General features: G+C 67.8%; 11 protein-coding genes. 3 read left to right on the top strand and 8 right to left on the bottom strand.

Annotated elements, in window-relative coordinates:
* Positions 1-32 precede the first annotated feature (32 nt).
* A complete protein-coding gene (locus ABL840_RS14720; RefSeq protein WP_093304985.1) occupies positions 33-1,034 on the bottom strand; it encodes an OmpA family protein in 1,002 nt (333 codons plus the stop codon).
* A 330-nt stretch (positions 1,035-1,364) separates the two neighbouring features.
* On the opposite strand from ABL840_RS14720, the gene ABL840_RS14715 reads away from it, so the two are divergent.
* A complete protein-coding gene (locus ABL840_RS14715; protein ID WP_093304986.1) occupies positions 1,365-3,371 on the top strand; it encodes a sensor histidine kinase in 2,007 nt (668 codons plus the stop codon).
* Positions 3,372-3,386: 15 nt separating this feature from the next.
* On the opposite strand, the gene ABL840_RS14710 is transcribed toward ABL840_RS14715, so the two are convergent.
* Positions 3,387-4,280 carry a LysR family transcriptional regulator gene (locus ABL840_RS14710; protein WP_093304988.1) on the bottom strand — a complete coding sequence of 298 codons (894 nt, stop codon included), beginning with the start codon at positions 4,278-4,280 and terminating at the stop codon, positions 3,387-3,389.
* An 89-nt stretch (positions 4,281-4,369) separates the two neighbouring features.
* Here ABL840_RS14710 and ABL840_RS14705 point away from each other — a divergent pair, with 89 nt between their 5' ends.
* Positions 4,370-5,146: an NAD(P)H-dependent oxidoreductase gene (locus tag ABL840_RS14705; RefSeq protein WP_093304990.1), complete on the top strand. Its 777-nt coding sequence runs from the start codon at positions 4,370-4,372 to the stop codon at positions 5,144-5,146.
* A 63-nt stretch (positions 5,147-5,209) separates the two neighbouring features.
* On the opposite strand, the gene ABL840_RS14700 is transcribed toward ABL840_RS14705, so the two are convergent.
* The 6 genes from ABL840_RS14700 to ABL840_RS14675 form a co-directional block, all read right to left on the bottom strand.
* A complete protein-coding gene (locus ABL840_RS14700; protein WP_093304992.1) occupies positions 5,210-5,521 on the bottom strand; it encodes a hypothetical protein in 312 nt (103 codons plus the stop codon).
* Positions 5,518-6,063 carry a hypothetical protein gene (locus ABL840_RS14695; protein ID WP_093304994.1) on the bottom strand — a complete coding sequence of 182 codons (546 nt, stop codon included), beginning with the start codon at positions 6,061-6,063 and terminating at the stop codon, positions 5,518-5,520. The genes ABL840_RS14700 and ABL840_RS14695 overlap by 4 nt, the downstream gene beginning before the upstream one ends.
* Positions 6,064-6,217: 154 nt before the next feature.
* Entirely contained in the window at positions 6,218-8,308 is a 2,091-nt protein-coding gene (locus ABL840_RS14690; RefSeq protein ID WP_093304996.1) for an alpha/beta hydrolase domain-containing protein, read from the bottom strand.
* A 68-nt stretch (positions 8,309-8,376) separates the two neighbouring features.
* Positions 8,377-9,342, bottom strand: coding sequence for a Bug family tripartite tricarboxylate transporter substrate binding protein (locus ABL840_RS14685; RefSeq protein ID WP_093304998.1), 966 nt, complete (start codon positions 9,340-9,342; stop codon positions 8,377-8,379).
* 53 nt (positions 9,343-9,395) lie between these two features.
* Positions 9,396-9,761 carry a hypothetical protein gene (locus ABL840_RS14680; protein ID WP_093305000.1) on the bottom strand — a complete coding sequence of 122 codons (366 nt, stop codon included), beginning with the start codon at positions 9,759-9,761 and terminating at the stop codon, positions 9,396-9,398.
* Positions 9,758-11,149 (bottom strand): acyclic terpene utilization AtuA family protein, encoded by a 1,392-nt coding sequence (locus tag ABL840_RS14675; protein ID WP_093305002.1) that lies wholly within the window; start codon positions 11,147-11,149, stop codon positions 9,758-9,760. The genes ABL840_RS14680 and ABL840_RS14675 overlap by 4 nt, the downstream gene beginning before the upstream one ends.
* Before the next feature lie 88 nt (positions 11,150-11,237).
* On the opposite strand from ABL840_RS14675, the gene ABL840_RS14670 reads away from it, so the two are divergent.
* Positions 11,238-12,155, top strand: a complete 918-nt coding sequence (locus ABL840_RS14670; RefSeq protein ID WP_093201813.1) for a LysR family transcriptional regulator — start codon at positions 11,238-11,240, stop codon at positions 12,153-12,155.
* Positions 12,156-12,196: the final 41 nt, after the last annotated feature.

Here is a 12,196-nt window from a genome sequence, read left to right as displayed (position 1 = left end):
GTCCGCCGACCACGGCCGGGCCGAGCCCGGGCTCAGAGCCGGATCAGCTCCACCCGCCGGTTCTTCGCTCGCCCGGCCTCGCTGTCGTTGGGTGCGACCGGCTCCGAGGCGCCCGCGCCGCGCGTGGTGAAGCGACGGGGGTCCACGCCCGCCTTCACCAGTACCGCGATCACCGCCAGTGCCCGGCGTTTCGACAGGTCGTCGTTGTGCTTCGCTTCGCCCTGTGCGTCGGTGTGACCCACCACCGACAGCTTCAGCGGCGGGTTGTTGCGCATCAGCTTGGTCATCTCGTCGAGCGTGGGCTGCGACTCGGGGCGGATCACGTCCTTGTCGAGGTCGAACAGGATGCCGTAGAGATTGACGCGCCCCGTCTCCGCCAGGCTCTTCTGCATGGCCGTGGCGTCGAGGAACACGATCTTGTTCTCCTCCATCGCCTTGCTCTCCACCACCCGCACGAAGGCGTGGTTGCCGACGTCGGCGTTGTGCTCGGCCAGCGCGATGCTGGCGTAGACGGTGCCGGCGGGCCCGCTCTTCCTGGCCAGCAGGTAGCGGCCGCTCACGGCGAAATAGTTGCGCGCGTAGTCGCCGCGGCTGCCCAGGCGCGGCCATTCGGGGTCGTCGAAGGCCAGCGCGAAATCGTAGGGCGTGGTGGAGTCCCCGCTGCCGGGGCGCGGCTTGTAGCAGGAGGCATTGGCGGTGCCGCAGCTGAACACGATCTCGAAGCCCTTGGCCTTCAGGCTGGCCTCGTAGTTGCGCTGCACCTCGAGCAGCGAACGCTCCTTGGGCAGCCTGTACAGATAGAGCGTGACCCTGCCCTCGACCTTGAGCAGGTCCGGCTTGCCGCCGCCCCAGTTCTGGAACGGCTCCTTGATGAGGCCGACCTCGTCGTACGCCGACGCCTTGTAGCCGTCGAGCACCGAGCCTTCGTAGCGGCCGACCAGGGGATGGTCCTTGCCGGGCTCGGCGGCGAAGGTGAAGGCGCAGCCGCACAGCGACAGCAGGGTCACGCCGGCCAGGCGGACGAGGGAGACCATGAAGGCAGGCTGTTTCATCGGCAGGCCCGGACAGGAAATATGAAAAGGGAAAACCCGAGAAAGCGGAGAAGGCGGAGAAAGCGGGAGAAAACCCGACCCGCTCCATGCTAGGCAGCGACGCCGCCGCTGTGCATTCGACGGACGGCCTATGCCATGCCCACCCATCGCCTGCCTGCGCGCATCCCCATGGATCGCCGGAATATCCGGGCAGGGACATAATTGCGCCCGGCCGCCGGGAGCGGGGGCTCCGGCCCCGCCACAGCGGGCCGAGTGGCGTCGGCGCTGGGCTGACGCATCCAACAAGAGTGACGTCCAAGGCAGAAGCGATCTATGAAGCTGGGCAGCAAGAGCTGTTGGCGAGTCGGCCAGTTGATCGCGAAGTTGTTGCTGGCCGTCGCGCCGGCTCTCCTGCCATGCGCGAACGCCGCCGAGCCGGATGAGCCGGCCGGTCCGGCCGGCACGACACAGGCCTCCCCGCAGCGCGAAGGCGCGATCCACATCACCCGCGCCGAGCTGCTCTCCGTCGTTGGCACCGGCTACACCGCGCCCCCGCCACGCGTCGAAAACGCGAAGCTGCCCGCCGACGGCTGGAAGGCCATCGGCCTGCCTCACACGGTCGGGCGCGAACTGGTGCCCGACGGGGCCAGCGGCGCACGCACCGTCACGGACTGGTACCGCATCGACCTGAGCCGGATGGCGCCCTCGAACGAGCCGCGCCTGCTCTACCTGCCGCGATGGAAGACGCTGGGCCAGATCGCCGTGTACGGCGACGGCGCCCTGCTCTACCAGTCGCACGGCAGCCCCATCCACAACGGCTACAACCATCCACTGCTGCTGCCGCTGAACGCGACCGCCGGCACGCTGTCGCCACAGTCCGTACTGATCCGCGTGGACCGCCTGCGCAACAGCGGCAGCGGTTTCTCGACCCTGTGGGTGGGCGACGAAGCCTCGCTGAGCTGGCGCTACCAGCTTCGCCAGCTGCTCCAGGTACAGCTGCCGTTCATGGGCAGCGCAGCCTTCCTGGCGGTCGGCGCATTCGCGTTCGCGGTGTGGCTGGGCAGGCGGCGCGAATCGCTCTACCTGCTGTTCTTCGCCATCTCGGCGATGGCTTTCCTGCGCACGCTGCACTACTACGCGGGCGGCAGCTACATCCCGATCTCGGACGACTGGTTCGAGTGGATGACCGTCTCCAGCCTGCTCTGGCTGATCATCCTCATCCACCTGTTCCTGCAGCGCCTTCACCAGCAGCCCTCGGTCTGGTTGACGCGCATCTCGATCGGGCTGGTGCTGGCCTGCAACATCACGACGCTGCCCCACCTGTCGACGAAGATCGTCAACCTCTACCTGTTCACGCCGCTGCTCAATCTGGCGGTACTGCCCGTCGCGGTGCTGATCTTCACCGTCAACCTGCGCAAGTCGCTGCGCACGCAGCTGACCGAGGGGCAGCTGGTGGCGGGCTGGACGGTGTTCGCGGTGGCGCTCACCTCCTACGACGGGCTGCTGCAGAACAACCTCGTCAGCCCTGAGAGCGTGTACATGTCTCCGTACGCGATCATCAGCCTGTTCTTCGTGTTCTCGTACATCATGTTCCAGCGCTACACCGGTGCCTTCGCCGAGGTGGGCCGGCTGAACAAGGGCTTGGCCCAGCGCCTGCAGGCTCGCGAGGCCGAGCTGGAGCAGAGCTACCAGCGGCTGCGCGTGATCGAGAACCAGAACATGCTCAACGCCGAGCGCCGCCGCCTGATGCAGGACATGCACGACGGTCTGGGCTCTTCGCTCATCAGCGCGATCCGCTCGGTGGAAAGAGGCGCCATGACCGAGGCCGAGATTTCCCGCGTGCTGAAAGGCTGCATGGAAGACCTGCGGCTGGTGATCGACTCCATGGAAAGCGTGGAGGCCGACCTGCTCCTGCTGCTGGCGACCATGCGCTTCCGCCTCGCGCCGCGCATCGAGAGCGCGGGCATCACGCTGCAGTGGGAAGTGCAGCCCGTGCCCAGCCTCCCCTGGCTCGACCCGGACGGCGCGCTGCACATCCTGCGCATCGTGCAGGAGTGCGTGGCCAACGTGCTGCGCCACACCCGGGCCACCACCATCTGCGTCAGCACCGCGACGGTCGACGACGGCGTATGCGTGGTCGTCGAGGACAACGGCGGGGGCTTCGACTTGCAGGAAGCCATGCGCCGTGGCGGCCGGGGCCTGCGCAACCAGCAGCGCCGCGCGCATGCGATCGGCGGCACGGTGGGCTGGCAGTCCGGCGCCAACGGAACTCGCTTCACGCTCTGGCTGCCGCTGCACCGCAAGGCCGAGACCGACAAGGCGGCCATCAGCACCTTCTGAGAAGCAGCAGCCGACTCAGAGGCTCGCGACGATCTGCTCGCGCAGCCATCTGTGGGCCGGATCGCGGTGCCGGCGTTCGTGCCAGAGCATCGCCATTTCGTAGCCCGGCACCTCCAGCGGCGCCTCCACCACGCGCAGCCCGGTCGCGCCGCGCGCCAGTCGCTCGGGCAGCATCGCGACCATGTCGGTGGCGGCCAGCGCCGACATCATGAAGAGAAAGTGCGGCACCGACAGCACCACGCGCCGCGCCAGCCCCCGTTCGGCGAGCGCCTCGTCGGTAGGCCCCGCGAAGCCGCCGCCGGCGAGCGAGACCACCACGTGCTCCAGCGCGCAGAACTGCGCGAGCGTCGGCCGCCGTTTCAGCCGCGGATGGCCCGCACGCCCGACCAGCACATAGCGCTCGTGGAACAGCACGCGCGCGTGCAGGCCGGGCGGCGCGCCCACGCTGGTGTGGAAAAACAGGTCGATCTCCCCGCTCTCGAGCTGCCGCGCCATGCGCGAAGGCACGGCCTCCACCACCGCCAGCCGCGTGTTCGGCGCGGCGGCGCGCAGCCCGGCCAGCGCCGGCAGCAGGATGGCCGACTCGGCGTAGTCGGCCGCGGCAACGCGCCAGGTGGTGCTCGCCTCGGCGGGGTCGAAGGGGCGCGTCGGCGCCACCGCACGGCCCAGCGCCTCCAGCGCCTCGCGCAGCGGCTCCCGCAGTTCATCGGCTCGCGCGGTGGGCCGCATGCCGCGCTGCGCGGGCAGCAGCAGCGGATCGCCGAACACCTCCCGCAGCTTGGCCAGTTGCACGCTCACCGAGGGCTGCGACAGGTTCAGCCGCTCGGCTGCGCGCGTCACGTTGCGCTCGGCCAGCAGCGTGTCGAGCGTGACCAGCAGGTTGAGGTCGAGGCGGCTGAAATTGTTCATGGCAATTCCTGGAATTCAGACTATTCATTTCCAATATATCGCCACGGAGCCTAACCTGAGGACATCTCCACTCGAATCCTCCTGAAATCATGAATGTCCTGCTGGTACTCGCCCACCCCGAAACCGCTTCGCTCAACGGCTCGCTCCACCGCTTCATGCTCGAACGCCTGACGGCCGCCGGGCATTCGGTGCGCGTGTCCGACCTGTACGCCATGCGCTGGAAGCCGGCGCTCGATGCCGACGACTTTCCCGCGCGCGACACCGCCGCGCGCTTCGACCCGGCCCTCGATTCGCAGCAGGCCTTCGAGGCCGGCACCCAGACCGCCGACATCGCCGCCGAGCAGGAAAAGCTGCTCTGGGCCGACGCGGTGATCCTGCAGTTCCCGCTCTGGTGGTACTCGATGCCCGCCATCCTCAAGGGCTGGATCGAGCGCATCTACGCCTACGGCTTTGCCTACGGCGTCGGCGAGCATTCCGACACGCACTGGGGCGACCGCTTCGGCGAAGGCGTGATGGCCGGCAAGCGCGCCATGCTGGTGGTCACGACCGGCGGCTGGGCCTCGCACTACGCGCCGCGCGGCATCAACGGGCCGATGGACGACCTGCTCTTCCCGATCCACCACGGCATCCTCTACTACCCCGGCTTCGACGTGCTGCCGCCCTACGTGGTGCATCGCACGCACAAGGTCGACGAGGCCGCCTATGCGCGCATCACGGACGAACTGGGCCAGCGGCTGGACACCCTCTTCACCGCCGACCCGATTCCCTTCCGCCGCCAGAACGCGGGCGACTACGAGATTCCCGCGCTCACCCTGCGCGAGCACATCGCACCGGGCAGGACGGGCTTCGCGGCGCACACCGCCTGAAGCAAATGCCGGCAGCGCTCGTGCCGGCACATCTCCAACCTGCCTCCTGTAGGTCGCCGCAAATCACACGCCAAAGATCACAACGACCAGCACGATGGCGAAGTCCAGTGCAAGGATGCCGACGATCACCATGAGCACTGCAAAAAGCGCAAGATACATGACGCGCCTTGGAATGCTCGGGGTAGACGGCACGCAACGCCAATAGATCCAGAGGCCCCACAGGATCATTGCCGTCCACGCAAGCGGAACAGGCAACCAGTCGGTGATGATGGTCGGATAGACCGTCCTGGCGAGCACCGAGGTCAACACACCGATGACAGGAAACGCGACAGCCCAGAGGGCGACGCTCAGAGCAAGTCGCCAACCGACTTTCACCGCAGGGCCTCGCCCTTGAAGAAATGCAGGGGCATGGGCTCTTCCCAACCGGGCATCTGATAGCCGGCTACCTTGAGTTCCGGCACATACCCCATCACGCTGCGAAGCAATGCAGCGAGATACGAGCTGCTGTTGTACTCACCGGGGTTCATCCTCTCGCCTCTCACCTTTGCCGGGAAGCTGTACGGGGAGACATAGCTTGCAAAGTTCAACGCCCGCTTGATCAGCTCCTGCGCGAATGTTTGACGGCTCATACCGCTTGGAGGGTCCAACGGGATCCGGATGAGTGCTTCAGCGGGCAACTGGTTTGCATAGATGTTGGTCCTGATTCGCAGGACATTGCGCAAGCCCGCTTCTCCATATGTAGGTTGTCCATCGATTACGGTGATACCGCTGTAAGCATCATCGATCACCAGCGAGATGTGCAGGCTCGGATTGGGTCTGCTCATCTTACCGATGAAGCCTGCGGCAATCCGCCCATAGAGAGTGAAGGTCGGCTCGGAATGCTGAGCTCGCCCCACCGAATTGATTTCAGTCGACATGATCCCCCCTTTTTTTGATAGGCACGCCTTCCGGCGAGCCCATCAATTGGAGGACACACGCATTGCAGTGATAAGTCGATATGAGCCCGCAGTTCGACTGGTCGACCCCTCCAGGGATCCAACCAGTGCGTGCATCGCAGCAGATGCCCGAGTCTCAGGGCAACACGGGATTGGCCACCGCATTCGCGATGGCCGAGTCCGCATCAACGCGCAGCATGAAGCGCTTCGCCACTAGGTCGTTGGCGGCCGCAGTCACCGCCGCCACATAGCCCGCCTGGTCCGTGTAGCGCTCCTGCAGCGAAGGACGCGGGTCACTGCCACGCAACGCGGCGGTCTTCGCGAGCGGGAAGTACGAGCCGAACAGGCCCGCCTGGTCGATGCGCCCGGGCACGCTCGTGTAGTTCCAGCCGGTGTTCGTGCCCAGCGGTACGGCCACGTCGAGGCTGCGGATGCCGGCGATGTCGTTGCCGTCGGCGTCCACCTGCGGCACCAGGATCGCGTAGTCGCGGCCGAGGTAGGCCGGCGGCACCTGCGTGGCGATGCCGCTCTCGTCCTGCGGCCGGTAGTTCGGGCCCCAGTCGAGCAGCGAATAGTTGTTGACCAGCCCCGTGTAGCTCACGCCCGGAATGGCCGGAAACTTGACCTGCTGCGGGCGCACCAGCGTGGCGTCGGCGATCTTCGGCACCTGGCTGTCGGGCGGCGTGGTGCCCTTGACGACCCAGTCTTCCAGGTTCTGGTACAGCGCGCGCACCACAGGGATCACGCCTGCATTGCCGTTGGTTGCATAGAGCGCGCTGGCGCTCGCGCCCGGCAGCGATGCCAAGCCCAGCAGATGGTGCGTGCTGGCGTAGTAGTAGACGCGCGCGTTGGCGGGCTGCACGAGGTCGATCGTGCCCCAGGCGTCGGTCAGCAGCGGCGAGCCCTGCAGCACGTAGAACTCGGTGCCGCTGAAACCGATGAAGAGCTTGGGGCAGGTGCCGCTCGCCTCGCAGCGCGACAGGATGCCGCCGCGGCGCTGTGCCACGTCGTCCACGTAGTCCTTCGAGAGGCCGCGCGTGCCGGCCTGTCCGAAGGCCGTGTGGTCGGCACGCACGCCGCCACCGCCGCCCGGAATGGAAAAGCGCATGTTGATGTTCGTCTGCCGCGCCGCGATCTGCGCGAACACGCCGTCGAACACCTTCTGGCCCGCGCGGTCCTCGTTGAAGCCGAGGTGCACGAAGGTCTTCATGAAGTTGCCGCACTGCGAGACGCCGGAGGCGATCGTGTTCTTTATCGCAGCAGCCACCGGGTTGGCCGTGCCAGCCGAGTCGCTCGCGTCGCGGTGGAAGAAGGTGATCATGTCGCGCAGCGCCGCGAGGCCCAGGCCCATGACCTTCGGGTCCTTCGCGACGTAGACCAGCTCGTAGAGGTAGGCCGGATCCCACTTGTCCTTCAGGCACACGTTCGTCTCGTCGGGCGTGCCGGGGAACGGCGTCGCGGCGCTGCACTTCGCAAACTTCCAGTCGCTCGCCGGGATGAGCTGCCGTGCGTCGTCCTCGTTGATGCGGCGCGTGAGCACATAGCCGGGCTTGGTGTTGTCGAGGCTCGCGGTCGCGTAGGCCTGCATCGCGGCATTGAACGGACCACCGGGCAGCGGCAGCGAATCGTTGGTGGCGGCGGTGGGCAGCAGCTCGGCCCGATAGGTGCCGGTGATGCTGCTGCCGTCGGCGTTCTTCGCGACCGGCACCTTCAGCGTGAGCTTGCCGGTGGCGGCCGGCACGTCGCCCTGCCATGCGGCCGTGAGGAACACATAGCCGCGCGAGGCGAAGTACGGATCGAGGTTCACGATGTTGCCGCGGTTCGGCGCGTCGTAGCGCAGCACGCCGCTGGCCTTGCTCATGTCCTTGGGCTTGAAGAGCACGAAGTCGGACGTGTACTCGACCTTGCCGTTGGCGTTGAGCGGCGCGAGCTGCAGGTCCTGGATGATCGCGTTGCGCGCGTCCTTCGGGTCGACCTCTCCGGTGAAGGTGCCGCTGATCTTCTCGTAGGCACCGACGCTGCCGAAGGTGCCCGGCACGTCTTCCGTCGCGGTGATCGCGAGCTTGTATTTCGGTGCCGATGCGGCCGCCGGTGGTGTCGCGGCCGGCGGCGTGGTGGCGGACGGCAGCAGCAGGCCGCCTCCTCCACCGCCGCTGCCGCCGCAGCCGCTCAGAAGAAAAAGGGCGGCCGAAGCCACCGTGGCAGCCCCGAGGCTCCAGCGTTTCATGGTTTGTCTCCTTCGTTGTGTGTCTTTGTCTGCGTGCGGCGCCGATCCCCGCTACGGCGCGCAGGCGGCTACTCGGCCTCGATGCCGGCGGCCTTCACGATGCGGCCCCACTTCTGCGACTCGCCAGCCTGGAACTTCCCGAGTTCCTCGGGCGAGCTGGTGAACACCTCGGTGCCGGTCGGCTCATAGAAGGCAGTCTTCGCGGCCTCGCTCTTCGCTGCCTTCACCAGCAGTTCGTTGAGCCGCTTCACCACGGCCGGCGGCGTCTTCGCGGGCGCGTAGGCCGCGAACCAGTAGCCCATCTCGTAGCCCTTGACGCCCGCCTCGGCGATGGTGGGCACGTCGGGCGCGAGTGCCGAGCGCGTGGAACTGGAGAAGCCCAGCGCACGCAGCTTGCCGGCCTTGACCTGCGGCAGGCCGGTGGCGGTGTCGGTGATCATCATGTTGATCTGGCCGCCCAGCAGGTCGGTCACGGCGAGCGTGTTGCTCTTGTAGGGCACGTGCAGCAGCTTGATGTCGGCCATCTGCTGCAGCAGTTCGCCCGCCATGCGGCTCGACGAGCTGCCGCTGCCGAAGCTGTACTTGCCCGGCTCCTTCTTCGCCAGCGCGATGAACTCGGCCACGCTCTTCGCGGGGAACGTGGGGTTCACCACCATGATCTGCCCGCCCTTGCCCAGCGCGGCGACGGGCGAGAAGTCCTTCACCGGGTCGTAGGGCAGCTTCTTGAACAGGTGCTCGTTGGCCGCGTGCGTGGTGTTGGTGGTGATGAGCACCGTGTAGCCGTCGGCCGGCGCCTTGGCCACGTTCTGCGAAGCGATGAAGCCGCTGGCGCCGGCCCTGTTGTCGATGACCACGGCCTGCTTGGTCTCGGCGGTGATCTGGGTGCCGAGCGCGCGGGCGATCTGGTCGGTGGCGGTGCCCGCCGCGAACGGCACGACGAAGGTGATGGGCTTCTCGGGAAAGGCCTGCGCATGGCCCAGCAGCGGCGCCAGGGCCAGGGCAGCAGTCAGCACAGTGAGGGGGAATCGCTTCATTGTCTTGTCTCCGTATGGAATCGCTTGGCAAAAGAAAAGGAAAAGGGTTGCGGCTACGGCCCGGCCAGCAGCGGCACCAGCTCGCGCGGCACGCGCACCGGCATGTCGAGCAGCAGGAAGGAAAGCGCCTTGCCGTGCGCGTCGAGGTTCAGCGCGTCGTTGACGCCGCCGTCGAGAACCGCGTCGAGCACGAAGTTCATTGCATGCAGCTTCGGCAGCAGGAAGCGCTGCACCTGCGAAGGCGAGCGGTGATGGAACTGCGCCGCCACGCGCTCCGGCGTGATCTGCTCGACCAGCACGGGATAGAGCCGCGCGTGCCAGGCGATGACGCTGATGTTGGATCGATCGCCCTTGTCGCCGGTGCGGCCGTGGGCGGCGCGGTACAGCGGCACTTCGACGGTGTCTGCGATGTCGTTCATGCCAGTTCCTCCTGCGGGATCAGCTCGAAGCGCACCGGTATCGCCTCGCGCGGCAACAGGCACGACAGTGTGTTCAGCCTGGGCGTGAGCGCGGTGCGCACGCCGCCGCCGCCCGCCGGGCCGCAGGTGTAGAGCGCCATCACCTCGCGAGCCAGCCGCTCGGCCTGCGCGCGCTCCGTGTGCGAAGCCGCGATGCGCAGGCGCACGTCGCGCAGGCCGGCATCGGGCGTATCCGCCAGCGCACGGCCGGCGTCGTCGCCGAAGATGCTCAGGGCGCCGATCAGGTCCACGCGCAGCGAGAGGCCTTCGAGGCGCTTTCTCAGCACCTCCGCCGCGAGCCGCGCACGGGCCTCGGCGCGCGGGCCTGCATAGGAGATTTCGCCCTCCGCCAGCCAGCCGCCTTCATGGCACACGTTGACCTTGTAGCGGTCGGGCCGCGCGTGGCCTCGCACGCCGGAAAGCGCCACCCGATCGGCTCCGTCGAGCGCGTGCACTTCGGCTTCGGAGATGTCGGCGACCACGTCGGGCGTCAGGTAGGCGGCCGGGTCGTGCACCTCGTAGAGCAGCTGTTCCTTCACCGTCGCCTCGCTCACGAGACCACCGGTGCCGTCGGCCTTGCCGATGGTGCAGCGGCCGTCGGCATCGATCTCGGCAATCGGGAAGCCCACTGCCTCCAGGCCCGGCACGTCCTTGTAGCCCGGGTCGGCGAAGTAGCCGCCGCACACCTGCGCGCCGCATTCGAGCAGATGGCCGGCCATGGTCGCGCGGCCCAGCCGGTCCCAGTCGTCGCAGCGCCAACCGAAGTGCGACATGGCAGGGCCGACGGTCAGTGAAGGATCGGCCACGCGGCCGCACACCACGATCTGCGCACCCGCATCGAGCGCGGCCGCGATCGGCTCGGCGCCGATGTAGGCATTGGCGCTCACGACGCGCAGGCCCTCCATGCGTGCCCCGAGCGCTTCGTCAAGCAATGCGCGGTGTTCCGGGCCCGACAGGTCGTCGCCCTCCACCACCGCGATGCGCGGCGCGCCCGCACCGAGTTCGCGCGCCATGCGGGCGATGTGCCGGGCGGCGGCGCGCGGATTGGCCGCGCCGAAGTTGCTCACGATGCGGATGCCGTGCGCCAGGCAGCGTGCGAGCACGGGCCGCAGCATGGGGTCGAGCAGCGGCTCGTAGCCCGCCTCGGGGTTGTCGCGGCGGCGCAGTTGCGCCAGAGCGAGCGTGCGTTCGGCCAGCGTCTCGAAGATCAGGAAGGCGCGCTGCCCTGCGGGACCGCTGGCCAGGCGCGCGATCAGCGTGTCGACCACCGGCCCGGCGGCGTCGGTGCGGTCGCCAGAGAAACCGGCGGCGCAACCGATCAACAGCGTGGGCGGAACATTCGGATTCATCGGCGTGCACTGTAGGCAGCACGGGGTCATCCGTAAAATCGAAAATCCGGATCGATTGATCCGCTTTTCAAATAACAAGAGAGACATCATGAGAAAGACGCCCGACCTCTCCACGCGCCAGCTGCGTGCCTTTCTCGCGCTGGCCGAGCACCGCAACTTCACGCGCGCGGCGCAGGGCAGCCATCTCTCGCAGCCCGCCTTCAGCGCGCTGATCCGCACGCTGGAAGACGCCGTCGGCACCCGCCTGTTCGACCGCGACACGCGCAGCGTGCAGCTCACGCCCGAAGGCCGGCTGTTCGAGGGGTCGGCGCGCCGGCTGCTCGACGACATGGGCAGCGCCATGGGTGACCTGGCCGACCACGTGGAGCGCCGCAAGGGCCGCGTGCGCGTGGCCGCCCTGCCTTCGCTCGCGGCCGGCTGGCTGCCCACCGTGTTCGCGGAGTTCATGCAGGCCTGGCCAGGCATCCGCATCGACCTGGACGACGCACTCTCCGACGCCTGCATCGCCCTCGTGCGCAGCGGCCAGGCCGACTTCGCGCTTGCCGCATCCGGCGCCGGCGGCACCGCCGACAGCGACCTGCGCGCACGCAAGCTCTGCACCGACCGCTTTCATCTGGTGTGCCGCGCCGATCATCCGCTCGCGCACGAGCCGCGCCTGACGGTGAAGAAGATCGCGCCTTACCCCTTCATACAGATGGCGCGCAACAGCAGCGTGCGACAGGCGCTCGACGCGGCCCTGCATCCGCAGAGGCTGAACGCTGTGTTCGAGGTTGAGCACCTGGCCACCGTGATGGGCCTGGTCGAAGCCGGCCTGGGCATCAGCGTGGTGCCCGCGCTCACGCTGTTCCACTTCCAGCGCGAGACGCTGGTGACGCGCCCGCTGCCCCTGCCCTCGCTCACGCGCACGCTCTACGTGGTGCAGCGGCGCGAAGGCAGCCTGTCGGTGGCCGCGCAGACGCTGCACGACCTGATCGTCGAGCGGCTCGGTTCGCTGCGGCTGGACTGAAGGCCGGCGTCGCGCCGGGCGCCCGGCCATGCCGAAAAGCG

The sequence above is a fragment of the Variovorax sp. NFACC27 genome (genome assembly GCF_048301545.1).
Taxonomy (GTDB): domain Bacteria; phylum Pseudomonadota; class Gammaproteobacteria; order Burkholderiales; family Burkholderiaceae_C; genus Variovorax; species Variovorax gossypii.
This window is presented reverse-complemented; position numbering and strand designations above follow the sequence as displayed.

What these genes read in the sequence shown, in the direction of transcription:
- ABL840_RS14670 (WP_093201813.1), top strand. Translation starts at nt 11,238, where the DNA reads ATGAGAAAGACGCCCGACCTCTCCACGCGCCAGCTGCGTGCCTTTCTC.
- ABL840_RS14690 (WP_093304996.1), bottom strand. Translation starts at nt 8,308, where the DNA reads ATGAAACGCTGGAGCCTCGGGGCTGCCACGGTGGCTTCGGCCGCCCTT.
- ABL840_RS14695 (WP_093304994.1), bottom strand. Translation starts at nt 6,063, where the DNA reads ATGTCGACTGAAATCAATTCGGTGGGGCGAGCTCAGCATTCCGAGCCG.
- ABL840_RS14685 (WP_093304998.1), bottom strand. Translation starts at nt 9,342, where the DNA reads ATGAAGCGATTCCCCCTCACTGTGCTGACTGCTGCCCTGGCCCTGGCG.
- ABL840_RS14675 (WP_093305002.1), bottom strand. Translation starts at nt 11,149, where the DNA reads ATGAATCCGAATGTTCCGCCCACGCTGTTGATCGGTTGCGCCGCCGGT.
- ABL840_RS14705 (WP_093304990.1), top strand. Translation starts at nt 4,370, where the DNA reads ATGAATGTCCTGCTGGTACTCGCCCACCCCGAAACCGCTTCGCTCAAC.
- ABL840_RS14720 (WP_093304985.1), bottom strand. Translation starts at nt 1,034, where the DNA reads ATGGTCTCCCTCGTCCGCCTGGCCGGCGTGACCCTGCTGTCGCTGTGC.
- ABL840_RS14710 (WP_093304988.1), bottom strand. Translation starts at nt 4,280, where the DNA reads ATGAACAATTTCAGCCGCCTCGACCTCAACCTGCTGGTCACGCTCGAC.
- ABL840_RS14715 (WP_093304986.1), top strand. Translation starts at nt 1,365, where the DNA reads ATGAAGCTGGGCAGCAAGAGCTGTTGGCGAGTCGGCCAGTTGATCGCG.
- ABL840_RS14680 (WP_093305000.1), bottom strand. Translation starts at nt 9,761, where the DNA reads ATGAACGACATCGCAGACACCGTCGAAGTGCCGCTGTACCGCGCCGCC.